At 31.4% G+C, this 22,810-nt stretch carries 25 protein-coding genes; 10 read left to right on the top strand and 15 right to left on the bottom strand.

The annotated features are described in order from the left end of the window. The first annotated feature begins 316 nt into the window (after positions 1–316). The 5 genes from HM992_RS08250 to HM992_RS08270 all read left to right on the top strand — a co-directional run bounded on the left by HM992_RS08250 (position 317) and on the right by HM992_RS08270 (position 5,153). Positions 317–2,350 (top strand): tetratricopeptide repeat-containing sensor histidine kinase, encoded by a 2,034-nt coding sequence (locus HM992_RS08250; protein WP_179319322.1) that lies wholly within the window; start codon positions 317–319, stop codon positions 2,348–2,350. A gap of 4 nt (positions 2,351–2,354) precedes the next feature. After that, positions 2,355–2,999, top strand: a complete 645-nt coding sequence (locus HM992_RS08255) for a response regulator transcription factor (protein ID WP_178984534.1) — start codon at positions 2,355–2,357, stop codon at positions 2,997–2,999. 369 nt (positions 3,000–3,368) lie between these two features. Beyond that, complete coding sequence (locus tag HM992_RS08260; protein ID WP_179319323.1) at positions 3,369–3,788, top strand: hypothetical protein; 420 nt, start codon at positions 3,369–3,371, stop codon at positions 3,786–3,788. Between the two features lie 22 nt (positions 3,789–3,810). Next, positions 3,811–4,428, top strand: a complete 618-nt coding sequence (locus HM992_RS08265; RefSeq protein WP_179319324.1) for an SIMPL domain-containing protein — start codon at positions 3,811–3,813, stop codon at positions 4,426–4,428. A gap of 44 nt (positions 4,429–4,472) precedes the next feature. Continuing rightward, positions 4,473–5,153 carry a Lipl32 family lipoprotein gene (locus tag HM992_RS08270; protein WP_179319325.1) on the top strand — a complete coding sequence of 227 codons (681 nt, stop codon included), beginning with the start codon at positions 4,473–4,475 and terminating at the stop codon, positions 5,151–5,153. A 231-nt stretch (positions 5,154–5,384) separates the two neighbouring features. On the opposite strand, the gene HM992_RS08275 is transcribed toward HM992_RS08270, so the two are convergent. Together HM992_RS08275 and HM992_RS08280 are read right to left on the bottom strand one after the other, a co-directional pair. Beyond that, a complete protein-coding gene (locus HM992_RS08275; RefSeq protein WP_195806607.1) occupies positions 5,385–7,193 on the bottom strand; it encodes an ABC transporter ATP-binding protein in 1,809 nt (602 codons plus the stop codon). A gap of 65 nt (positions 7,194–7,258) precedes the next feature. Then, entirely contained in the window at positions 7,259–7,825 is a 567-nt protein-coding gene (locus HM992_RS08280) for a hypothetical protein (RefSeq protein ID WP_179319326.1), read from the bottom strand. Between the two features lie 288 nt (positions 7,826–8,113). Between HM992_RS08280 and HM992_RS08285 the strand changes: the two genes are divergently transcribed. After that, the gene (locus tag HM992_RS08285; protein WP_179319327.1) at positions 8,114–8,893 is read left to right on the top strand and encodes a tryptophan-rich sensory protein; all 780 of its coding nucleotides are present in this window, start codon (positions 8,114–8,116) and stop codon (positions 8,891–8,893) included. 190 nt (positions 8,894–9,083) lie between these two features. On the opposite strand, the gene HM992_RS08290 is transcribed toward HM992_RS08285, so the two are convergent. The 7 genes from HM992_RS08290 to HM992_RS08320 form a co-directional block, all read right to left on the bottom strand. Then, entirely contained in the window at positions 9,084–9,734 is a 651-nt protein-coding gene (locus HM992_RS08290; protein ID WP_179319328.1) for a peroxiredoxin-like family protein, read from the bottom strand. Between the two features lie 160 nt (positions 9,735–9,894). After that, positions 9,895–10,473, bottom strand: coding sequence for a hypothetical protein (locus HM992_RS08295; RefSeq protein WP_179319329.1), 579 nt, complete (start codon positions 10,471–10,473; stop codon positions 9,895–9,897). 132 nt (positions 10,474–10,605) lie between these two features. After that, positions 10,606–11,208: a hypothetical protein gene (locus tag HM992_RS08300; RefSeq protein WP_179319330.1), complete on the bottom strand. Its 603-nt coding sequence runs from the start codon at positions 11,206–11,208 to the stop codon at positions 10,606–10,608. 157 nt (positions 11,209–11,365) lie between these two features. Continuing rightward, entirely contained in the window at positions 11,366–11,554 is a 189-nt protein-coding gene (locus HM992_RS08305; protein ID WP_178984543.1) for a hypothetical protein, read from the bottom strand. A 157-nt stretch (positions 11,555–11,711) separates the two neighbouring features. Then, entirely contained in the window at positions 11,712–12,263 is a 552-nt protein-coding gene (locus HM992_RS08310; protein ID WP_179319331.1) for a hypothetical protein, read from the bottom strand. Between the two features lie 83 nt (positions 12,264–12,346). Beyond that, complete coding sequence (locus tag HM992_RS08315; protein WP_179319332.1) at positions 12,347–12,787, bottom strand: hypothetical protein; 441 nt, start codon at positions 12,785–12,787, stop codon at positions 12,347–12,349. A 147-nt stretch (positions 12,788–12,934) separates the two neighbouring features. Next, positions 12,935–13,675 (bottom strand): hypothetical protein, encoded by a 741-nt coding sequence (locus tag HM992_RS08320; RefSeq protein ID WP_179319333.1) that lies wholly within the window; start codon positions 13,673–13,675, stop codon positions 12,935–12,937. A 357-nt stretch (positions 13,676–14,032) separates the two neighbouring features. On the opposite strand from HM992_RS08320, the gene HM992_RS08325 reads away from it, so the two are divergent. The 3 genes from HM992_RS08325 (at position 14,033) to HM992_RS08335 (ending at position 15,910) form a co-directional block, all read left to right on the top strand. Continuing rightward, positions 14,033–15,328, top strand: coding sequence for a DEAD/DEAH box helicase (locus tag HM992_RS08325; RefSeq protein WP_179319334.1), 1,296 nt, complete (start codon positions 14,033–14,035; stop codon positions 15,326–15,328). Between the two features lie 3 nt (positions 15,329–15,331). Further along, on the top strand, positions 15,332–15,547 hold the full coding sequence (locus tag HM992_RS08330) for a DUF6500 family protein (protein WP_179319335.1): 216 nt from the start codon (positions 15,332–15,334) through the stop codon (positions 15,545–15,547). Between the two features lie 135 nt (positions 15,548–15,682). Next, on the top strand, positions 15,683–15,910 hold the full coding sequence (locus HM992_RS08335) for a VF530 family protein (protein ID WP_179319336.1): 228 nt from the start codon (positions 15,683–15,685) through the stop codon (positions 15,908–15,910). Here the strand turns inward: HM992_RS08335 and HM992_RS08340 are convergent. The 6 genes from HM992_RS08340 to trpA form a co-directional block, all read right to left on the bottom strand. Further along, positions 15,907–16,566, bottom strand: coding sequence for a hypothetical protein (locus HM992_RS08340; protein ID WP_179319337.1), 660 nt, complete (start codon positions 16,564–16,566; stop codon positions 15,907–15,909). The genes HM992_RS08335 and HM992_RS08340 overlap by 4 nt on opposite strands. Positions 16,567–16,740: 174 nt before the next feature. Further along, the gene (locus tag HM992_RS08345; RefSeq protein ID WP_179319338.1) at positions 16,741–17,631 is read right to left on the bottom strand and encodes a YitT family protein; all 891 of its coding nucleotides are present in this window, start codon (positions 17,629–17,631) and stop codon (positions 16,741–16,743) included. 99 nt (positions 17,632–17,730) lie between these two features. Continuing rightward, positions 17,731–18,189, bottom strand: coding sequence for a tRNA (cytidine(34)-2'-O)-methyltransferase (locus tag HM992_RS08350; protein WP_179319339.1), 459 nt, complete (start codon positions 18,187–18,189; stop codon positions 17,731–17,733). After that, entirely contained in the window at positions 18,179–18,403 is a 225-nt protein-coding gene (locus tag HM992_RS08355; protein ID WP_179319340.1) for a hypothetical protein, read from the bottom strand. The genes HM992_RS08350 and HM992_RS08355 overlap by 11 nt, the downstream gene beginning before the upstream one ends. Before the next feature lie 60 nt (positions 18,404–18,463). Next, the gene (locus HM992_RS08360; RefSeq protein WP_178984554.1) at positions 18,464–18,607 is read right to left on the bottom strand and encodes a hypothetical protein; all 144 of its coding nucleotides are present in this window, start codon (positions 18,605–18,607) and stop codon (positions 18,464–18,466) included. A 97-nt stretch (positions 18,608–18,704) separates the two neighbouring features. After that, positions 18,705–19,475 carry a tryptophan synthase subunit alpha gene (gene trpA, locus HM992_RS08365; protein ID WP_179319341.1) on the bottom strand — a complete coding sequence of 257 codons (771 nt, stop codon included), beginning with the start codon at positions 19,473–19,475 and terminating at the stop codon, positions 18,705–18,707. Between the two features lie 281 nt (positions 19,476–19,756). Here trpA and HM992_RS08370 point away from each other — a divergent pair, with 281 nt between their 5' ends. Next, a complete protein-coding gene (locus HM992_RS08370; RefSeq protein ID WP_179319342.1) occupies positions 19,757–22,780 on the top strand; it encodes a tetratricopeptide repeat protein in 3,024 nt (1,007 codons plus the stop codon). The last annotated feature ends 30 nt before the right edge of the window (positions 22,781–22,810 follow it).

Consider the following 22,810-nt stretch of genomic DNA (forward strand, 5'->3'; position numbering starts at 1 on the left):
ATTTTAATCTTTACTGAGTCGAAACGTTTAACAAAACCAATAAGAAAACTATACGGAGCAATTATTGTTAAGCTTGAGGGTATGTTGGCTTCGCTTTAGTTTACCTTCAAAGTGTTGCACGGAATTTATTTGGTTGTCGTCAATGACATTTTGATGTAAAGTCCTTTAGATGCTACCATTCTAAAACCAAGTTGAAAAAATTATAAATCCCTGTTTTCGGGGGTGATTATAAGCTTTTCTATTCCTACATTTGCGCATGTCTTTTAAGCTTCAATACATTTTTATTTCTCTGTTTGTAGGCTATACTTCAATTTGTATGGCGCAAACAACTCCTGTAGTTGAAAGTGAAGACAAAAAAGTAGATCAGCTTTTTTACTATTTTAATAATGGTTCTGAAACCAAAGCATATCGGGAAGCTCACAAATCTTTGCGCACTTTTAAATCTAATAACGCCATAACCAATACCAATTTATTATTGGCTTACTACCATAATAGATATGTTGCTATAGATTCTTCTATTTATTATACGCATCAAGCACTAAATAGTAAAAAGAATGTTAACGACTCTTTAGGCGTTAGGCTAACCATATTATCTTACCAGTTATTGGCTTTAAATAATAAAAACAAAGGCTTATATCAAGAAAGTAAAAAGTGGCATATCAAAGGAGCTGAACTCAGTGAAAAACATAATGAAACAAACCTATATTATACACATTTACACGGGTTGGCAAGTACTTATGTTACTCTTGGTAAAACGGAAGAGGCCTTAGAGCTTTTTGAAAAATGTATTAAGTTTTCTAATGATGAAGAACTTATTTTGGGGAGTTACATCAATTTAGGTTCTATTTATTCGTCGCTTTCCCAATACGAAACATCTAATACATATTTACAGAAAGCAAAAGCTATTTGCGAGAAGGATACTCATAAAAAACAAGCCTTAGTAAATGTTATTATTAATATAGGTGATAATTATTTAGGTAAAGGAGAAACAGATAAAGCACTTTTGGCTTTCTACGAAGCAAAAGATATAAGCAATGACACTAGATCTTATAATTTAGAACTCATCATTTTAGGTAAAATAGGTACTGTGTTATTTAATGAAGAAAGAAATAATGAAGCCCTTTTAATTTTTTCTAATACCTTAATTAAATCTGTCAATTTGGGTAATTTAGATATTGAGATGAATAGCTATCTTATGTTAGAAAAACTCTCACTTCGAAAAGGGGATCATCGCAGTGCATATAACTATGGAAAATACTATTACCAGATAAAAGATTCTATTGAGAATTCGCAAAGGCAACAAGAGATTAACAATTTAGAAGTTAAATTTAAAACGCTCGAAAAAGAAAAAACGATAAAAGTCTTACAGATAGAAAATCTTAATAAGAGCTTAAATATTAAGAACAAGGATGCAGATATAGAAAAGTATAAACTTCAAAAAGCTATAATTGCAAAACAAAATGAAAATCAGGTTTTACAATTACAAAATGGTGTTGAAAAACGTAAAAACGAAATTGCATTACTTAAAGAAAAAGAAGCGTTAAAAGCTGTAGAGCTAGATAGAGAGAAGACCATTAAATATACTGTTCTCGTTGCTTTTTTTATTCTATTAATTCCTATTGTTGGACTTTTAGTCATCTACTATCAAAAATTACAAGCACAGAGTTTACTTAATCTAAAAGAGAAAGAAATTAACGAGCAGCAAGTCATTTCATTAAAAAAAGATCAAGAAATAAAATTAATTAAAGCATCCGTTAGAGGTCAGGATCAAGAGCGAAAAAAAATCGCTCAAGAAATGCACGATAGTGTTGGAGGCAATTTAGCCGCTATAAAATTACAATTCAGTCAGCTTTATAATCAGCCAGATAAATTAAAATTAATTTATAGTCAGTTAGATGATACTTATGAGCAAGTACGAAATTTATCACATAACCTGTTGCCTAAAAAAATTAGAGAGAACGATTTTGTTTTTCTAATTAAAGAATACATTCATACTGTTGAAGAGGCAAGTGAAATCACCATTAACCTTTCTTTTTACGATGAGGAAAAAATCAACCCCCTTAGTAAGATATTACAAAACGAATTGTTCTCAATTTTTCAAGAATTAACTACCAATACGCTTAAGTACGCCAAAGCAAATACCATAGATATACAATTAGATTTTTTAAATGAATGTTTGTTTTTTGTTTATGAAGATGATGGTATTGGGTTTGATTTATCGATGATTACATTAGGCATAGGCTTAACGAATATAAAGAATAGGGTAGAAATGTATAACGGTATATTGCATATCGATTCTAAACCTAACAGAGGGACTAACATTAATATAGAAATTCCATTAAAAGCATAATTAAATGAAGCATAACCTCATTATAGCCGACGATCACAAAATGTTTTTAGATGGTTTATTAAGTATTCTAAATACAGAAAGCAATTACAATATTCTATTTACGGCAAAGCATGGTGGCCATGTTCAAAAGTATATTTCTATAAATACGGAAGAAAAAATAGACCTCGTAATTACTGATGTTACAATGCCTGAAGTGGACGGTATTACTCTAAATAAGTGGATAAAGAATAGGGATAGAAATATAAAGACATTGGTGGTTAGTATGCACAACACACCAGAAATCATAGATAGCCTTATTGAAAATAATGTGGATGGCTATCTTCAAAAAAATGCACAAAAAGAGGAATTCTTAAAAGCTATAGAAACCATTTTAGGAGGTGAGAAATACTTCTCCAAGGAAATTAAAGATATCTATCTTCAAAATAAATTTGAAAAGAATAAAGAAAAGGAAGTTAAACTAACGAAACGAGAAGTTGAAGTCATCTCGCTTATTGCTGAAGAGTTTACCACTCAAGAAATCGCAGATCAGCTGTTTCTAAGTAAGCACACGATTGAAAGCTACCGGAAAAACCTGATTACTAAATTGAATGTTAGAAACCTAGCAGGACTTACCAAATACGCTATTAAAAAAGGTTACGTGTCGTCGTAACATCAATATATTATCATCAATGTAATACAAAGGTTCTATTTTTTAATAGAGCTTTTTTTTATGGTTACTATGTTTTGTTTTCTAAGTATTAGCCCTTTAGGATTTTAATATAAATACATTCTTAAATAGGTTTTATATCCAATGTGATTTTATTTGGAAGGTCTAAATTAAAGATATAAATAATATGTTGATTTTCAGGTTTTTATGTTTTGTTACCCTGTTTACAGGGTGTTAGTTTTCACTTAAAATGGGGTTAAAACAAGGTAGCTATTGGTATAAATTTGCATAAGAAAATAAGAAACATCATAAAAAACGAAACGTGTTTCTATTTCAAAAACAAACAAATTTTTAACCATTAAAAACAAAATTATGACTTTCGGAATTACACTTATTTTTTTAAGTATCATCGCAGTACCTTCTTTATTATTATCAAAAAAACCTAACGCAAAAGAGTTGTTAGAGAAAATAGAACCTTATCAAGGTTGGATCGGACTTATTTTATGTTTTTATGGTGTTTGGGGTATTATTTTTTCCATTTTAAACTTAGGCTGGTTGACAACATTTCCTATCTGGTGGGTAACATTATTAGCAGGAAGTATTGTACAAGCTGTTCTAGGATTTATGTTAGGATTTAGCCTTATTAATAAATACGTTTTATCTAAAAATGACGCTGCAAAAGAAAAAGCTGTAGTTCTTAGAGAGAAACTAGCCCCAAAACAAGGAAAGCTTGGTATTGTAGGTGTATTTGTTGGTGGATGGATGATCCTAGCTTCAATCCTTTTCTTCTAAAAATTTCAAATCAGATTAATACATGAAAAAAATTATCTTTTTAATGGCATTGTTATTTACAGTGCCATTAATAGCCCAAGAACACAAAAACACAATTACTGTAGTTGGTGAAACAGAAACAATAGTTGATGACGATAGTTATATAGTTCTAATCGCATTGCAACAAGTCCTTGTTTATGAAGGACAAGGTGAAGTAGAAGTAACCGCTTTGAATGAAGTTAAAAAGAATTACATCAAAAAAGTAGAAGCTTCAGGAATCGATTTTAACCAGTTTACTAGAAATACATATTATGAGTTTGCAATGTCGTATTCACAAAATAGAGAATCGGAATATTACCACTTCAAAACATCAAATAAGGAAGATGTTCGAAAATTATCAAAGTTAAAATCAGCAGGAATGTCTGTTGTTAATACAGAGGTAGAAGCTAAGAAATTAACCAACGAACAGTTGGTAGATCTTTCAAAAAAAGCAATAGATAATGCCAAAGAAAAAGCAAACGCTTTAGCTAAAGAATTGAATAAATCTATTGGAGAAATTATTTCTATTGTCGATCAAAATTCTAGTGCACAGTATATCCAAAGTTACGGGACTTCGACCTCACAAAGTCATGCCGTAACCGTCTCTTTCGAATTAAAATAATAAAATCACGAATGTCTTTAAATAATCAAAAAAACTTAAAAATCATGAAAATTAAATTAGTAGTATTATCAGTATTTGCTTTCTGTTGTGTGTTTAACGCAGAAGCTCAAAAATTAAAAAAGTTTGGAAGTTCAGTAGAGAAAAAAGTGGGACCAAAAACTATTAAAGTGCCTTACACAGATGTGATATCGTATTTAGGATATGCCTCTGCAGGAAACGAAGATGAAATCGTAGATGGTAAAAAATTCTATTATATTTATTTATGGGTTCCTGCTGTAGCACCAGAACTTGGAGTGAGAATGTTATCGCCAGTAGCTAAAACGAAGGTTAAAGATGCTATTACTTCTGAGGAGTATACAGAAAATGCATCTTCAAGCGATTATTTTGATACCTACATTACTTTAGAGCGATCTACTATTTTTACAAAAGAAGGTATTACTGAAGAAGCTGCTAAAAATGCTACTTGGACAACCCTTGCTAGTAATGATGATAATAGCGAAATGCCAAAGCAACCTAGTGGAAGTAGCTACAATTCTTTATTAAGATATAAGAGTGAAGTGGGTAGCCCTACAAAAGCGTTAACTGCTGGTTTATACCGTATTGGTTTCACAACTTACAAAACAGGTGAAGTTAAAGGAACATTTTTAGCGGAAGTTGCAGCGCCAATAAAACTACCAGGTGTTGTAATGGCTAAAACTATTGAAGACCTTAAAAAAGAACTATAAATAGAAAAATAGATATTCGTATTTTAATAAAACACCTCTTTATGAAACTAAAGAGGTGTTTTTGGTGTTAGTCTTTTCTTAAGTATTGTCTATAAGGTACTAATAATTGAAATCTAAAATAATAGATTTTAGAGTGAATGTAGTTCATACTTGGTTTTTATATTAACATGATTCGCTTTTAACTGTAAATCATGTGTTAAATCAGAAGATTATCTTTTTTTTGTAAACAGATTATTCATTCATCGTATCTGTAATTTTTTCAATATTTAGACTGTTAGCCATGGCATTAAAAATATCGTGATAAGCACCTTCGTTATCATATAATTCTTCATGAGTACCTTCTTCCATAACTTTTCCTTTCTCTAAAACGATGACGTTTTCAGCATCTATAATTTGAGAAATACTATGGGATATGATGATTACAGTTCTCCCTTTTTTTATAGAATCTAAACTCTTTTTAATTTGTTGCGTTGCAATGGCATCTAAACTTGCTGTAGGTTCATCAAGGAAAATAATTGGTGGATTTTTTAAAAATAAGCGCGCAATCGAAACCCGTTGTTTTTGTCCTCCAGAAAGTAAAGTTGCTTTGGAGTTGTAACCTTCAGGGAGTTCGATAATTTGCTCGTGTATATGTGCTTTTATGGCTGCTTCAACAACTTCTTCGTGTGTAGCATTCTCTTTTCCATATAGGATGTTCTCTTCTATAGTACCATTAAATATGTGGTTTTTCTGTAAAACTAATCCGATATTATCACGCAACCATAGGGTGTCATACTCTTGTAAATCCACACCATCTAAAAGAATGGTACCTGAAGACGGTTCGTAAAACTTATCCAAAAGGTTAACTACGGTACTTTTCCCAGCTCCACTTAAACCAACCATAGCATTAATGGTATTTGGCTTTATGACCATTGATACATCGAACAATGCTTTTGTGCCATTTGGGTAGGCAAAATCAACATTTTTTAGTTCAAAATTTCCAATGACTTTTTCCGGAATATAGGTGCCACTAAATTCGGTTTCATCCGCTTCCATAATGTCAAAAAATGCTTCGGAATAAATTAAAGCATCATTGACTTCGTCATAGATTCTGTGTAATTGACGAATAGGTGCAGATACATTATTAAACAATAAAATATGAAACATAATGGCGCCAATACTCATGGTTCCGTTTAATACAAAGTAAGCCGTTAAAACTATGATTATAACAACTCCAAATTGCTCAGTAAAGGTTTTAACTCCATCGAATAAAAAACTTAATTGTCGAGTTTTCATTTGGTTTTCTGTCATGTCTAATTGAATGACCTCGTGTTTTTTGCTTTCTAAATGCTCTCTAGTAAACGATTTGATAACTGTTATAGAATTAATTAAATCAATAATACCATTATTTCTAGACTCTCTATAACCTCTCATGGTACGTCTAAATCCTTTTAGTTTTTTAGCTTGTAAACTACTGATGTAGAAAAATAAAGGGATAATTCCCAGACTCACTAATCCGACATATAAATTAGCTTGAAACATAAAAACCAACGCTATAATAGCTGTTGTAAATAAAGGTAAAATATCGATAAAGAAATTCTTAACCAATTGCGTCAGACTTGATACTCCGAGATCTATTCGGGTTTGTAATTTGCCACTTTCATTTTCTGATGAGCTATAAAAAGCCATTTTATAGGTTAGTATTTTATCGACGACTTGTTGCGCAAAATCGCGAGAAATATAGATTTTCATCTTTTCGCCATAAAACTTTTGACCAAATTGAACTATCGCATAAATCAATTCTTTAGATAATAAAATAACGCTAATCGTTATTAAAAGTGTAAAGCCATCTTGTAAGGTTTTATTTTCATCTTTAATGACGGTAAGTTCATCTACAGCATATCGTAATATGAGTGCATTTACTTGTGCGAGAAAAGCGCCAATAAGGGTTAAAACTAAAGTGGCTACGACTAAATGCTTATAAGGTTTTATGTAGCTAAATAATTTTTTAAAAAGCTGTAATAAAGAGATGTTATATGATTTTTTTTGTTTTTTAGCCATTATTGTAATTTAACCGGAATTTTAACTGGTTTGTTTGCGTTATAAACGCTTAAAGTAATTATGAATTAATCCTCAGTTCCCCAAGGAGCATCTGGTGTTTCAATAGTTTTAGTTAAGTCGAAACGAACAGTAAATAAACGATCTGTTCCAAGACGACGTAGATTATAAGTCAGGCTTGTTTCATCTATTGTAAACCACCAAATGTTAGTAGAGGTGGCTGGTAATATTTCTGAAGTATGAGCATCGGCAGGGAACATTTGGAGATTTGCTAAACCATGGTTAGAACTTACACCACCATATTGTGTTAATTCTTCTTCTGTTCCATCTTCATGACGATGATCGTGCTTAAGACTAATTATTTTTTCGTCATTCATTTTTAAGACCCAAGTACGCGATTTGTCCTCACCAACAAAAAATGGAATTCTAATATCGTCAGTTTCGCAAGAACGCACATGCATCACTAATTTTTTACCTGTAAAGCCATCTCCTTCTTTTCCACCTTCTGTAATGACGCCTTCGTAAGCTTTACCACAATGTGTTTCTAATTGTTTCCAAAATTTTTCTGAATTGGTTAGTTCTTGAGCTAAGAGTGTTAATGGAAATACGAGTAAAAAACAGAATAGTGCCTTCATGTTACAAGTTTTAAAATTATTAGTTAATTTAAGCTTTTAAACTTACTGAAATTTACCTAAATAAGTTCTATATGTTAATATTTTAAATCCTGTATTGCAGTATCTTTATAGTTAAAAAAAATTCGTCTTAAATTCAAAAATGTAGAATTATAGAACCAAATTTGATAATGTAATAATCAAATTAGGACGAAAAAGATAGTATTTATTAATCTCATTAAAGTTAAATAATATCACAAATAAGACAAGTCGTTTTTAGGACTGTGCTTAAATTAGTTAAAAATATTAAGAATGAAAAAAGGTCTACAAATAGGCAATGGTATCGCATTGATTTCTACTATCATTGTCAATTATCTTTCTAATACAGGGCTCTTAAATAATACAACAATTGGTGAGGTATCTAATAGTTATAGATCTTTGTTTACACCGGCAGGTTATACATTTGCGATTTGGGGATTGATTTATGTAATGCTTTTAGGGTTTGCGATTTACCAAGGAAGAAGTCTGTTTATAAAAGTTAAAAATGATGATTTTGTTTTAAAAACGGGTTGGTGGTTTATGCTGTCTTGTTTATTTAATTCGCTTTGGGTGTTTGCATGGATTTATGAATATACGGCTCTGTCTTGTGTTTTTATATTCCTTCTTCTTTTTTCATTATTAAAGGTGGTATTTAACAACAGAATGGAGTTAGATGATAAACCATTACCCATTATTGCTTTTGTTTGGTGGCCTTTCGTGATATATTCTGGTTGGGTAACGGTAGCGAGTATTGCTAATGTGTCAACGTATTTAGTGAAAATAGGTTGGGATGGTTTTGGATTATCTGAGGTCACTTGGACTGTTATATTAATTGTAATTGCAGTTGTTATAAATTTAATGATAACATGGAGACGCAATATGAGAGAGTTTGCTCTTGTTGGTGCTTGGGCTTTGATTGGTATAGGTAATGCTAATTTATTAATGAATGAAACTATAATGTATGTTGCATTTATAAGTGCAGCTTTATTACTGTTAAGTAGCTCTATACATGGTTTTAAAAACCGAGATACAAATCCATTTAATAAGCTTTAGTCACCTAGGAATTTAAAACAAAATAATTTCGCATTGAAATGTACGAGTTTACGTGTTTGGTTTCTTAATAAAGACAAACAGTTCCAATGAGGTTTAATTGTTTTAAATAAAAACTCACCTTTACTTATAGGTTTTGTCCAAAAATTCAAGATGAGTTTTGTTGTGTTTTTTTGTGTTCTACTGAAGGTTTCTAAGATAAGTTTTTCAAAGCTTCAATAATCTCATCAGGTTCAGAACGTGTTCTATAATCAACATTAACATAGCTCCATTTAACGATTCCATCACTTCCAATTATAAAAGTGGCTGGAATAGGTAGTATAGTATCATTTCCATTATTGATTTTTTTCAAATCGAGATTACGATCTACTCGCATATGTTCCATCAGAAATTCTGGAACTTCCCAAGCAACACCATATTGTGAGGCAACTTTAGCATCTTGATCAGATAATACGATAAAATCCATTTTACTAATTTCATCTTTTGTCAATGACCCATCCGGATGTTCAGGGCTAATGGCAATTAATGTGGCACCTAATGTCTTTATGTCGTTTAATTTTGCTTGCAAGGCTCTAAGTTGCAAATTGCAATATGGGCACCAACTACCACGATAAAATGTGATAACAACAGGACCTTCGTTGAGAAAAGTAGATAATGATATTAATTTTTCCTGTGGGTTAGGCAACTTAAAATTTGGTGCTTTTTCTCCAATTTTAATTGCGTTTTTTCCTTGTTGAAACTCCTTTGCTTTACGAATAATATCATCAACCCCTTTCATAAAATCAGGATTGTTTTTTCGTCCCATAGCAATTTTAGCGTCCGTTTGTTCTCTTAGTTTATTCATTGTTTTTTTTTAATTATAGCGTGTTGTATTTCAAATGTTATAGCATATAGGTCACTAATCTATTTTTGGTAGATTCGGATTGAAAAACACTAAAATGCTAGTTAAAAATTAATAAGATTGTAATTGATTTTTTTACTCAGTACACTGTTGTCAACTAGCTTTATTTCATTATTTCAGTCAGATAAACAATTCCGAAAACCCAACCAACATAAAGTAGCGTATAAGCCAACGAATAAACTGCTGAAACACCAATATCTCCTTTTGTGTCCTTTGATTTGTTGAAAACGAATTTTAGTGCTCTGAAAAAAATCCAATATAGCATTGCTAAAATTATAAAGAGTGAAAACCAGAAAATAGCCTCCAAAACAATTAGCAATAAAATTATCAAAATCGTCATTCCAATCCACAGTAAAACTGATAAAATCAGTCCTCCAATTCCGTCTCCAACCTCAATTGAAGGCGTATCAAAAGTAGGTGAAATATTTCCCATTATGTCGCCTCGTTTAAAATTCCGAAATTTAGGAAAATTATCAATCAGTCCAATTCCTTTATACAGCCCGTAAGTCATAAATAGAAAAAGAGTGGTAGCTATAATTCCGAGAGACAAATAGAGGTTAGAAGTCAGACTTCGGTTGAAGTTAATTCCTGTCAGATAAACAGTCAGAATTGTAATTCCGATTACGAGTAATGAAACTATGAAAACGGATTTTCCTTTTAAATAATTCTGTTTTATTTTCAATTCAGAGTATTTTGGTCAGCTTGTTGGCAAGTATTTATACAGGTGATCTGTGCGGTTATGCAACTAATTTAGCAAACTTTTACAAGTAGAAAGAACAAGGCAATTAATAATAACCGGTATTGTAGGTCGTTTTTATTCAGCAAATTCTCCACCAGATATAAAATTCAATCCAATTGTTGATATTAAAATCAACAAACAAATTGCTAATCCAACTCCTAAAATCCAACCAAAATTAATTTCGCTCTCAATGCCATCTGATTTTATTTTCGGTTGTTTGTTGAAAAGCAATGGTATTAAACATAACATAAATCCAGTTGAGAATAAATATCTAGAAAAAAGTCTATTTCGTTGCTTATGAAATTGAGCCTTGTTAAATTGTAAATATTCAGTGCCGTTTTTACTTAAAGTTAGGATAATATCATCAATTACTCCAATTGTTAATTTATCGCCGATTTTAATATTTCTTTTAAATTGACGATGTTTTAAATATTTATAATCAATTCCAGAGATATTAAAATCAGTAGTCTTAGGATTTAATTCTAATGAATAACTACAACTTCCTCTTCCATTACAATTTTTTCGAAATTCTGGTTCTTCGTTAAGCTCAATCGTTTTATATGTCAGATTTTCTTTTTCATATTCAGGTGTTTGAATAAATGTAATAACTATTAAAAACAAGAACGCGAATGTTCCAATTTTAAATGTTTTCTTTTTTTCTTGCCAAGTTTTCTCCATTCTAAAATGTCTTGCCCTGAAATATGGCTACAGGTTAAAATTGAATTAAGCTGATAATTTATATGAGCAACAGATTTTGAGTTGCAATTCGTATGATGCTTTTTCAAAACTGTAAAATTTGCCATATGAATGCTTTTTCGATTCTATTTAGTCAATACTAACTGCTTGCAGTTTTGAAATTTCCAAAAATCAAAGACGTAAGTAATAATCCAATGCCAATTCCCACAAAAGAACCTTTCGCTAAATCAGGTAACTCAAAGTAATAAGAAAATACTTGTGAAGTAGCAATTACAAACATTCCGATTGATAATAAAATTAGTGCTTTCCTTTTAGTTATTTTTTTCATGTCATTTGTGTTTTAATGATTTGTATTTCAAATCTATTATTTGTTACAGATATTTTTAAAATTATTGTCAAGGGTTGCATATAGTAATAATGTACGTACATCTAATGACGAACTAAACTAAGGATTATTTTTTTATGCGATATTAGCAAACGTTTTTTTAATCTACGTAACCTTGATATTCTATGAATTTTAGTTTTCCGTTTTCAAATTTAAAAATGAAAACAGATGTTTGTTCTAAATTTCCAATTTTTAATAAATCAGTTTTAAATTCCGTTTTAATGCGATTCTCAAGTTTTTCTTTTTTTATTCCCACAAAAATAGAGTCTAAAAACTCAAAATCTGAATTCTCTATTTTAGCCGAGTAAATTGATTCCCAGTTTGTTGCTCGATAAGAATAAATTTTGGTCTTGTCAAAAGTCAGTGTCTTAATGGTGTCAGTAACTGATTCGTCGTGCGTATTACTATTGGGTTCTACTTTTAAGTCAAACTTTGGATTTAAGGCGATTTTTTCTAAATCAGATTCCAATTCAGTTAATAAGCTATCATTTTCAAAATACTGTTCAGGTATTACAATTTCCTCAATCTGTTTTTTCGGTACAGCTTTTAATTCCATCGTTGGTTTTACTTCAATCGATTCCGCTTTTTGGATTTCCTTTTGTTTACAAGAAACTATCAGAATTAGCATTAAAATTGGTAGCTGTCTTTTCATATGTCTTGTCCGAAGTAATGCTATAGGTTAAAATTGAATTAAGCTGATAATTTATATACGATATCGGCTGTAGTTTTTTATATTCAACTTTTAATTTCTATGTCGTTATTATTTTTTAACGCAATATTCTTAAATTCTTCAAAATATTTTGAATTCCAGCGAGGCCATATTCTAATGGACTTTTTAATATTATTCCTATCTCGATAATATATTTTCCATATGTCACGATCATTAATTTCAGCAAGTGTTTTTTTTATTTTCAGAATATTTTTGAAGGATATTTTTTCATCTGAATTTTTTGATGAAATGAACAAGTATTCATTGTCAAATTCAATTGATTTACCTTTATCAAAAACAAAGTATAATCCAGTAAGTAGGAAAATAAATATAGTCAAAATTCCGATTGCTAAAATGTCATCCTTATTTTCAGTCAAAATTTTAATAGCGATTCCAACCATTAAAATTCCAATAATAATTGGAACATATTTCCAATTTCTTGTATTTGTTGATATTCGTTTCCTCATTTTCTAGATTACGGCCAATGTTGTTGTATATGGTTTGTTTAAGTAGTGAATTTACTAAATAAAACACGAACGTCAAAATTCCTAAGGAATTTTAAGGGTGGACTAGAACGAGCAATAAAGTTTATACGGTGTTGGCAATTTGGCTTTTTATTCAACTAATTTTAATTCAGTTCGTTTTGTCTTTTTTAGGTATTCAATATTTAAATCGGTTAAATTCCATAAGTAAATTCGATTATTCGTTTTGCTCAAAATTCCAAATTCCGATATAATTTTCTTTTGTCCAGAATTCGTTAAATGTGATTCGTTTATATAATTAATTGGATATAAGTTTTTTATTATTCCGTTTAGAATTTCAACTTTATTTGAATTCCAAGTATGGTCTTTTTCTAAAATATTAACGGAAGTTGAAAACAATCCTTTTTTCATTTTTCTTTCAGTTCCTGAATCAAAATTCGAGTCAAGTTTTGTTGTATATCCATAATCAAAACCTAATTCGTCAATTAAAATTCTATTAAATTCTAAAATTGATTTTTCATTACAATATTCTGTGCTTAATTGTAGACAAAAGTCAATTGTTGATTTTTCAGGTTTCTCTTTTAGATTCAACATTTGATTGCTGATAGAAAAATATGTTTCGGTTGTTTCAGAATTAAAACCGACAAAGCAATAAACTAATTCCTTATTTGATTTAAGTGCTTTTTCAAAACCACTTTTAGTTTTGTAGATTGATTGATAATTAATGTCAAACGATTTTGCTTTAAGTTCAGACATTTTTTCAATTTGTTTAATGCAGAATAGAATTTTAGATTCCATTTCAAACATTTCTGCGGATTTTTCGTCAGTTAGTTTGAATAGTTTAATTATCCAATTCTTTGTTCTGTTTTTCATTAGGAACTTCATTTTAAGATTGTTGCCAACTAGTTATATAATAACTTTTATTACCGATATCCCGTAAAGATAACAGGTAAATAAACTATAACAAGGTAAAAGTTTTGAGGCTCATGTGTTTATGTTTTCTGCCATTTTAGGATCTTACTTCAGCTTTAGTAAACATAGGCATGCTATTCGCTATTAATTAAACGCGTGTAAATTAGCATATTGAACATACCTGTTTCATAATAAGTTGCCAATATCGTAATCTCCCAAGAAATTAGCTGTAACTTCGCGCCAAATTAAAGGAGTGACCTAAATACTATTTCAAGTAAGGAATAATAAATTATAGAGTTTGCTTCATAAACTTTATATATGTCATTTAAATCTTTGGGCCTATCTGAGCCTTTACTTAAAGCTATCCAGAAAAAAGGATACGAAACACCTTCTCCAATTCAAGCAAAAGCCATTCCTCCTGTATTAGAAGGAAGAGATGTTTTAGCTTCAGCACAAACCGGAACAGGAAAAACGGCTGGTTTTACACTACCGTTGCTTCACTTGTTGTCTGATCATACTGCTCAAAGGCACAGACCTATTAGAGCTTTAATCTTAACTCCAACACGTGAGTTGGCAGCGCAAGTTTTTGCGAATGTAAAAGAGTATAGCGAGTTCTTAAATATAAGAAGTGCGGTTATTTTTGGTGGAGTCAACCAGAAACCGCAAGTCAATAAATTAAGTCAAGGTGTCGATGTTTTAGTGGCGACTCCAGGACGTTTAATAGATTTAGAAAATCAAGGAGTTTTATCTTTAAATAAAGTAGAGATATTTGTTTTAGATGAAGCCGATCGTATGTTAGATATGGGGTTTTTGCGTGATATTGAACGCGTTATGAAATTAATGCCAGCTAAGCGACAAAATTTGATGTTCTCAGCAACGTTTTCTAAAGATATTAAGAAATTAGCCTATTCAATTCTTAATAATCCAGTGCAAGTTGAAGCGACTCCAGAAAATACAGCGGTTGAAGTTATTGAACAAAAGGTTTACAGAGTTGCTAAAGGCAAGAAAACAGACTTAATTATTAAATTAATTACTGAAGGTAATTGGAAACAAGTACTAGTTTTTAATAGAACAAAACATGGCGCCAACAAGCTTTGTAAAAAAATGATTAGTGCTGGTATTACGGCTGCTGCTATTCATGGTAATAAAAGTCAAGGAGCAAGAACAAAAGCGTTAGCCGGATTTAAAAATGGATCGGTTAGGGTTTTAGTAGCTACAGATATTGCAGCGCGAGGTTTAGATATTCCTTTACTACCACATGTTATAAATTTTGAATTACCTAATATTTCTGAAGACTACGTGCATAGAATTGGTAGAACAGGTAGAGCAGGAGCCAGTGGAGAAGCTATTTCTTTGGTTAGCGCAGATGAAACGACATATTTGCGAGATATTGAGAAATTAATTGATATGAAGATTGAAGTTGAAATCCTTGAAGGATTTGAACCCGATCCTAATGCTTCAACAGAACCTATAAAACCAGGTCAGAATAGAAATCAAGGACGCGGAAGAGGTTCTAATAATAAAAATTCGGGAAACTCAGGGAAGTCTAAAAGCTCGAGTTCAGACCGAAATAAAAGTAGAAGTCGTAGTAGAAACAACGATAGTAGACGTTAAGCCATGACTTCAGTTTTAAAAGAAAAAATTCTAGAAGTTTGCGATAAAAAGGTGTCTCAAAAAGGGACTAATGTAGGCATTTCATTTTATGCATTCTTTAAAAATAAAAATGATAATCCAGAATTGTTAATGGAAGCTGCAACGTGGTGGATAAAAACCCAGCAATTAGATCATTTTGAAAAGGCGGTTAAGATTAAGGAATTAGTAAAAGATTTATAATAGCAGTAGCTACTATGTCGTACTACCACTATAGTATTAATAAAATTGTAAATTTGTTGTCGTTCCTGCGTAGGCAGTAATTGACTTTAATTATAAATAATATTAGATTTCTGCTTTCGCAGGAATGACAGAATTATGTCTACACAACCCAACAATCCACTTCACGGAGTAAAGCTAGAACAGATTATTACTGAATTACAAGCGCATTATGGTTGGGAATATATGGGCTATCAAATAAAGATTCGTTGCTTTACGGAAAATCCGTCAGTAAAATCGAGCTTAAAGTTTTTAAGGCGCACACCTTGGGCTAGAACTAAGGTTGAGACTATGTATTTAGACTATTTAAAAAAGAATAAGAATTAATCTTCGTCGTCTTCAAACTCAATTACAGTGACGTCAAATTCAGCATCATTGAATTCATCTCTACTCATCCAATATTCTGAAGTAATTAATCTATAAGAGTTGTCATCAATTTTTGTTAATTTCCAAACTATAGATTCAGCTTCGTTAAATTCTTCTTTTCCGGCGAGGTGATTGGAGAATAATCGTTTAATTACGCTGTTATTGGCTAAAGTTTTATCAAACGCTTTTAGAACAACTTCTTTAGTAATGTCTTTATTAGGAGTAATTTCAAATTCAACTACAGTTGCTTTTGCATTTGGAAATGTTCCATTATAGGCTTTATGAAGCAATTGGTTGATATTGAATAGTTGATGATGCAAACTAATATCAGCATATTCTTCAGATATTTTATCGAGTAACATTTCATGCGAAATTTGCTCAATCTGATTTTCATTAAGTTGATCGGATAATTTGTAATCTAAGAGTATAGCAGCTGCTTCTTCTGGCTCAAAATCTGAAATGCCCATAAACAACAATTCTATTAATTCTGAGGTTGAAGACTCGCTAACGTCTTCTAACCCAAATTTTTCTAATAAAACAATATAGTCTTCATTTGTCCAAGCGTCTTTAAGCTCATCAACTGTTTTTACGCTATTAATAATAATGTGGTATTTCATAGGTTATTATTTATTGCTTTTTTTAAACACATGTTGTTGGCTATTTATCATTTTCTTGAGTGATAAAATTTTGAACATGCTCGTTTCGTGTGTTTATTTCTAATGCTTTTTAACGGTCACATGGTTTATCCATGTTAATATTGACATAATGAAGTAAATTTGGTTATGGATGTTTCATATTTTTCCTAAGGTTTTGCCTTTTTTCTTATCTAGATAGTGTCGTAATACACCACCTTTAACATTGTTAACATCAAACTCAACGATAAAAGCATTTTCGTCTATGTCTTCAATGATACGATGCATTTTTTTTATGTCTATACGATTAATAATGGTGTGAATAATATCAAAATCTTGCTGAGGTCCATTACTTCCAAATCCTTTAGAACCTTTGTAGGTGGTTAATCCTACACCTAATTCAATCATAATGGCATGTTTAATATCTGCATATTCGTTAGATACTATAGTAACACCAATAAAATCTTCAAAACCTTCAATAGTTAAATCGGTAACTTTTGCTGTCACAATATAGGTGAGAATAGAGTAGAGTGCAATTTCAACAGAAACGACTAATGCCGTAATACTGAATAGCACAATATTAAACATAAGAATAACTTTACCAATACTGAGGCCAAACTTGTCATTAAGGTAAATTCCTAAAATTTCTGAACCATCTAAAACCGATCCATTTCTAATGGCTATGCCAATACCTCCACCTAAACACAAGCCTCCAAAGATTGAAATGAGTAGTTTGTCTTCTGTAATCGTTCCATAATCCCCAAAATGAATTAATGATGCAAAACCTAGAATACTAAGGATAGATTTAATAACAATACGCTTAGATACCGTATAATAACCAAGAATTAGAAATGGTAAACTAAAAATAATTAGTAATACTGATACATTTATGCCGAGTAGACCATTAACGAGTAATGCTATTCCTGTAACGCCTCCATCCAAAAAACCATTAGGCAATAAAAATGCTTTTAGACCAATACTGGCTAATACGATGCCTAAAGTAATTTGACCAAATTCAGAAAAAAAATTGTACGTTTTTGAGTGTTTCAAATGTTGAGTTTTTGTTCTGGAAAAGTTACAAAAACCATTTAAGACGCAATTATTTTAAGATGGTTATTTACAGTTTATTTTGAGCGTAAATATAGTTTTTCAACTTTGCTCTATTTGCCGTAAGCCTTCATATACAATGATGCCTACAGCATTGGCTAAATTGAGACTTCGTATAGATTCGCTATACAACGGAATTTTAAAAAGTTGTGATTTATGGCTTTCTATTAGTGGTTTAGGCAAGCCGACAGATTCTTTGCCAAAAACTAAAAACATGTCATCTTCAAATGTAATTTCCCAATGCGATTTTGTTCCATGACTAGATAAAAAGACCATTTTAGCATCTCTGTTTTTTGAGAAGAAGTCTTTGGTATTATCGTAGTAGATGACTTCTAGATGTTGCCAATAGTCGAGTCCTGCACGTTTTAAACGTTTGTCATCTATTTCAAATCCAAAAGGTTTTACTAAATGTAATGTGGATCCTGAAGCTAATGCTAACCGACCGATGTTACCAGTGTTATTTGGGATTTCGGGTTCTATGAGGACGATGTTAAGCGGCATTCTTTCTGGTGATTTTTACAATAATTAATCTTAGTAGTAACACAAAAGGAAATCCGTGAAATATCACATCAAACCAATCTTTTAGCGTCATGCCATTGGCTCCTCCTGCAATCCATCTTATTTTGCCTAAAAGATGTGGTTCTGGAAAAAATGGAGCTAAGCCTAAGGTTAAACAAAGTAAGATGATAAGGCGCCAATCGTTGAGTAGTTTCATGCTATAAAAAAAAGTCTATTCAAAGATATGAATAGACTTTACAATTTTTAGTTATAATAATTATTTTTTGATCTGTTGACTTTTTATTGTTGTCTTGTCAATGTCAAACTCATTTGTTTTCTGATTTACATTACCCGTTGGATTGGTTGGGTTTGTTTGCTTCTTACTAATCTTAAATTTCTTTCTGTCTTTAATAATTCCCATGATATATCATTTTTTAGATTCACCATAATATAAAAAACTTAGAAGCCCTAGTCTCACAATGCTTTCATAAAGTCTTGAAGGTAAATGTTAAACTATTTTAAGACTTAGGACGAATTGATGTGATGAACGTATCAATATTGTCAATGCCACTTGTGGTTATATATTTAATAAAAGCACTACCAATAATAGCACCTTTTCCATATTGGGTAGCTTGCGTAAATGTTTCATTATCTGAAATACCAAAACCTACAATTTGTGGGTTTTTTAGTTTCATGTCTGCGATGCGTTTAAAGTAATCTGTTTGTGTAGCTCCAAAACCAGAACTACTTCCTGTGACACTTGCCGAACTTACCATATAGATAAAGCCGTTAGAAACCGAATCGATATAACGAATGCGCTCCTCTGATGTTTGAGGTGTAATTAATAAGACATTAATTAAGCCATATTTTTCAAACGTAGCTTTGTATTCTGAATGGTAAACATCTACAGGTAAATCTGGAATGATGAGTCCGTCAATACCAACCTCTAGGCATTTTTTACAGAAGGCTTCAACACCATACTGTAACATAGGATTAAAATAGCCCATAATGATTAAGGGAATGGAAACCGTTTTCCGAATATCTTTGAGTTGTTCAAATAGCAATTCGCTTGTCATTCCGTTTTTTAAAGCTTCAGTAGAACTAGCTTGTATGGTTGGGCCATCAGCTAAAGGGTCACTAAAAGGTAATCCGATTTCTATCATATCTACACCACTTTTTTCGAGGTTTTCAATAATAGTAACAGTATCGTTAATTTTTGGATAGCCTGCTGTGAAATATATAGACAGCAGTTTATTGTTTTGGTCTAGTTTTTGATTTATTCTGTTCAAAATATAGGTTTTGTTAGTCTGAAATGTTATCAGGGTAATTGATGCTAAATAAGCTGCCAATTTACAGAAAAACTGAGAGATAATAGGATTTCATAGCAACTTAATACTGAATTAAATCAATCGCCTTAGGACTAAAAAAGGCACTATTTATTTCTGAGTGCTTCACACGACTTACTATTTTTAATAACTCCGTGTATAATTATAAACAATTTCTATCGTTATAGATTTGGTATTGAATTATATTTGCAACAACAAAAAATCATCAATAAAACACTTATCAAATGATGTACTTCAAAAGACAGTTAATCATCGTTTTCCTTATAATTTCTTCAGTTGGTATGGCGCAAAAATCGGCCATCTATACGAATGATTTACAAGATTATCAAAAGGCATTAACGCTATATAATAATAACCAGTTTAAAGCTGCTCAGTCCTTGTTTGACGATGTAAAGTTAAATACAGACGATGCTACTATACAATCCGACTGTGCCTATTATATTGCCAATTGTGCTGTACGTTTAAATCAAAATAACGCAGATAATCTGATTACAGAATTTGTAGAAGACTATCCAACAAGCACTAAAAAGAATACCGCCTTTTTAGATGTAGCGGATTATTATTTTAACAACGGAAAATACGCTTACGCACGCAAGTGGTACGATAGAGTAGATGAGCGTAATATGGCACAAGCTGAAAAGGAACGTTTCAACTTTAATTATGGTTACACTTTGTATTCTACTAAAGACGAAAAGAAAGCGACTAAATATTTAAATCGTGTTGTAAACTCGAAGGAATACGGTTCACAAGCAAAATATTACATTGGTTTTATGGCCTATCAAGGTGATGATTATGATACCGCGAATGAATATTTTGATCAAGTTAGCGATAACGAAAAGTATAAAGAGAAGTTATCGTATTATCAAGCCGATTTAAATTTCAAGTTAGGAAAATTTGAAAAAGCTATTGAACTAGCTGAAGCACAATTGCCAAAAAGTAATGCAGCTGAAAAATCTGAATTATCAAAAATTATTGGTGAAAGTTATTTTAATCTTGAAAAGTATGCTGAAGCTATTCCGTATTTAAAAGACTATAAAGGTAAGGACCGAAAATGGAGTAATACCGATTATTACCAATTAGGTTACGCACATTACAAACAAAATGATTTTGAAAGTGCCATTTCAGAATTCAATAAAATTATTGGAGGAGATAATCCTGTGGCACAGAATGCCTATTATCATTTAGGTGAGAGTTATATTAATTTAGAAAAAAAACCAGAAGCATTAAACGCGTTTAGAAATGCGTCGCAAATGGACTATGATTTAAAAATTCAAGAAGATGCTTGGTTGAATTACGCAAAGATTAGTTATGATATTGGAAATCCATACCAATCCGTTCCTCAAGTATTAACAGGGTATTTAAAGCAATATCCAAACACGAATTATAAAGATGAAGTTGAAACCTTATTAATAGATTCATACATTACATCGAAGAATTATAAAGAAGCCTTAGAACTTTTAAAAGGTAAAAATAGTTTTGAAAATAAAGCGGCTTATCAAAAAGTAGCCTTTTTTAGAGCGGTTGAATTATATAATGAAAACAAGTATAACGACGCTTTAACGCTTTTTAATGGGTCATTGAAAGAACCTAGAGATCCGATGTTTGTTGCTAAAGCCACGTTCTGGAAAGCAGAAACCGAATACAATTTAACCAATTACAACGATGCGTTAATTGGATTTAAACAGTTTGATGGGTTTAGTGAGTCTTCAAGTTTAACAGAAAACGAAAATCTAAACTACAACTTAGCATATACCTATTTTAAGTTGAAGGATTATACAAACGCCTCTAATTATTTTGAAAAATTTATAGCGCAGAAGCAGAATGATAGATTACGTCAAAATGATGCTTATTTGAGATTAGCTGATGGTTATTTTGTGTCTAGTAAATATAATGATGCTATTGCGGCTTATAAAAAGGCTATTCAAATTAATGAAATTGAAACGGACTATGCAGCATTTCAAGTGGCTATGAGTGAAGGTTATTTGGGAAAGGGTTCTGATAAAATTTCAGCATTAAATTCGTTTATAAACACGTATCCAAAATCAGCATTGCGAGATGACGCTATGTATGAGTTGGCAAATTCTTATGTAAAATCTAACGATACAGATAAAGCGATGCAAATGTATGATCGTTTAAATTCGGAATACAAAACAAGTGCATTTACTTCAAAAGCCTTATTACGTCAAGGTTTAGTGTATTATAATGGAAATGATAATACACGTGCGTTAACAAAATTCAAAAAAGTAGCGACGGATTTTCCAGGTTCTGGTGAAGCAGTTCAAGCAGTTTCAACCGTTCGTTTAATTTATATAGATTTAGGAAAAGTTGATGAATATGCCACTTGGGTAAGAACTTTGGATTATGTTGAAATTTCTGATGTAGAACTAGATAACACCACATATCTAGCGGCAGAAAAACCGTATTTAGATAATGAAACCGATAAAGCTATTCGTCAGTTTAATAATTATTTGACACAGTTTCCAAAAGGCATTCACAGTTTAAAAGCACATTTCTATGTAGCGCAATTGTATTACAAAAAGGATTTGTCTGATAATGCACAGCCACATTATAAAGCCGTTGCTGAGGCACCTAAATCTGAATATACAGAACAAGCCATAGTAAAACTGAGTGAGATTTATTTAAGTAAATCGGATTGGGAAAAGGCGGTTCCTATATTGCAACGATTAGAGACTGAAGCGGATTATCCACAGAATATCATCTATGCACAATCTAACTTAATGAATGCCTATTATCAAACGGATGATTATGTTGAAGCCGAACGCTATGCGGAAAAAGTATTGAGCAATTCTAATTTAGATAACAAAGTAAAAAGTGATGCTAAATTAATTATTGCACGTTCAGCGATAAAAACAGGAAACGAGGACAAAGCAAAAACCGCTTATGCAGAGGTTGAAAAAATTGCTACAGGAAGTGTTGCTGCAGAAGCTCTTTTTTACAATGGTTATTTTAAAAATAAAGCAGGAGAGTACGAAGCGTCAAATACAACCATTCAAAGATTAGCTAAAGATTACGGAAGCTATAAATTGTTTAGTGCAAAAGGGTTGGTGGTAATGGCTAAGAATTTTTATGCTTTAGGCGATGCTTTTCAAGCGACTTATATTTTAGAAAGTGTGATAAGCAACTTCCCAGATTTTACAGAGGTTGTTAATGAGGCAAAAGTAGAATTAAACAAAATAAAAGCCGAAGAGGCTAAAACAAATTCATCTGTTGAAACGGATGACAACTAAATTCCTGCGAAGGCAGAAATGGCTTAGTCG

This window comes from Winogradskyella helgolandensis, assembly GCF_013404085.1.
GTDB lineage: Bacteria > Bacteroidota > Bacteroidia > Flavobacteriales > Flavobacteriaceae > Winogradskyella > Winogradskyella helgolandensis.

What these genes read in the sequence shown, in the direction of transcription:
- HM992_RS08370 (WP_179319342.1), top strand. Translation starts at nt 19,757, where the DNA reads ATGATGTACTTCAAAAGACAGTTAATCATCGTTTTCCTTATAATTTCT.
- HM992_RS08275 (WP_195806607.1), bottom strand. Translation starts at nt 7,193, where the DNA reads ATGGCTAAAAAACAAAAAAAATCATATAACATCTCTTTATTACAGCTT.
- HM992_RS08250 (WP_179319322.1), top strand. Translation starts at nt 317, where the DNA reads ATGGCGCAAACAACTCCTGTAGTTGAAAGTGAAGACAAAAAAGTAGAT.
- HM992_RS08265 (WP_179319324.1), top strand. Translation starts at nt 3,811, where the DNA reads ATGAAAAAAATTATCTTTTTAATGGCATTGTTATTTACAGTGCCATTA.
- HM992_RS08285 (WP_179319327.1), top strand. Translation starts at nt 8,114, where the DNA reads ATGAAAAAAGGTCTACAAATAGGCAATGGTATCGCATTGATTTCTACT.
- HM992_RS08305 (WP_178984543.1), bottom strand. Translation starts at nt 11,554, where the DNA reads ATGAAAAAAATAACTAAAAGGAAAGCACTAATTTTATTATCAATCGGA.
- HM992_RS08290 (WP_179319328.1), bottom strand. Translation starts at nt 9,734, where the DNA reads ATGAATAAACTAAGAGAACAAACGGACGCTAAAATTGCTATGGGACGA.
- HM992_RS08270 (WP_179319325.1), top strand. Translation starts at nt 4,473, where the DNA reads ATGAAAATTAAATTAGTAGTATTATCAGTATTTGCTTTCTGTTGTGTG.
- HM992_RS08255 (WP_178984534.1), top strand. Translation starts at nt 2,355, where the DNA reads ATGAAGCATAACCTCATTATAGCCGACGATCACAAAATGTTTTTAGAT.
- HM992_RS08260 (WP_179319323.1), top strand. Translation starts at nt 3,369, where the DNA reads ATGACTTTCGGAATTACACTTATTTTTTTAAGTATCATCGCAGTACCT.
- HM992_RS08315 (WP_179319332.1), bottom strand. Translation starts at nt 12,787, where the DNA reads ATGAGGAAACGAATATCAACAAATACAAGAAATTGGAAATATGTTCCA.
- HM992_RS08330 (WP_179319335.1), top strand. Translation starts at nt 15,332, where the DNA reads ATGACTTCAGTTTTAAAAGAAAAAATTCTAGAAGTTTGCGATAAAAAG.
- HM992_RS08310 (WP_179319331.1), bottom strand. Translation starts at nt 12,263, where the DNA reads ATGAAAAGACAGCTACCAATTTTAATGCTAATTCTGATAGTTTCTTGT.
- HM992_RS08325 (WP_179319334.1), top strand. Translation starts at nt 14,033, where the DNA reads ATGTCATTTAAATCTTTGGGCCTATCTGAGCCTTTACTTAAAGCTATC.
- HM992_RS08280 (WP_179319326.1), bottom strand. Translation starts at nt 7,825, where the DNA reads ATGAAGGCACTATTCTGTTTTTTACTCGTATTTCCATTAACACTCTTA.
- HM992_RS08360 (WP_178984554.1), bottom strand. Translation starts at nt 18,607, where the DNA reads ATGGGAATTATTAAAGACAGAAAGAAATTTAAGATTAGTAAGAAGCAA.
- HM992_RS08300 (WP_179319330.1), bottom strand. Translation starts at nt 11,208, where the DNA reads ATGGAGAAAACTTGGCAAGAAAAAAAGAAAACATTTAAAATTGGAACA.
- HM992_RS08355 (WP_179319340.1), bottom strand. Translation starts at nt 18,403, where the DNA reads ATGAAACTACTCAACGATTGGCGCCTTATCATCTTACTTTGTTTAACC.
- HM992_RS08340 (WP_179319337.1), bottom strand. Translation starts at nt 16,566, where the DNA reads ATGAAATACCACATTATTATTAATAGCGTAAAAACAGTTGATGAGCTT.
- HM992_RS08320 (WP_179319333.1), bottom strand. Translation starts at nt 13,675, where the DNA reads ATGAAAAACAGAACAAAGAATTGGATAATTAAACTATTCAAACTAACT.
- HM992_RS08350 (WP_179319339.1), bottom strand. Translation starts at nt 18,189, where the DNA reads ATGCCGCTTAACATCGTCCTCATAGAACCCGAAATCCCAAATAACACT.
- HM992_RS08335 (WP_179319336.1), top strand. Translation starts at nt 15,683, where the DNA reads ATGTCTACACAACCCAACAATCCACTTCACGGAGTAAAGCTAGAACAG.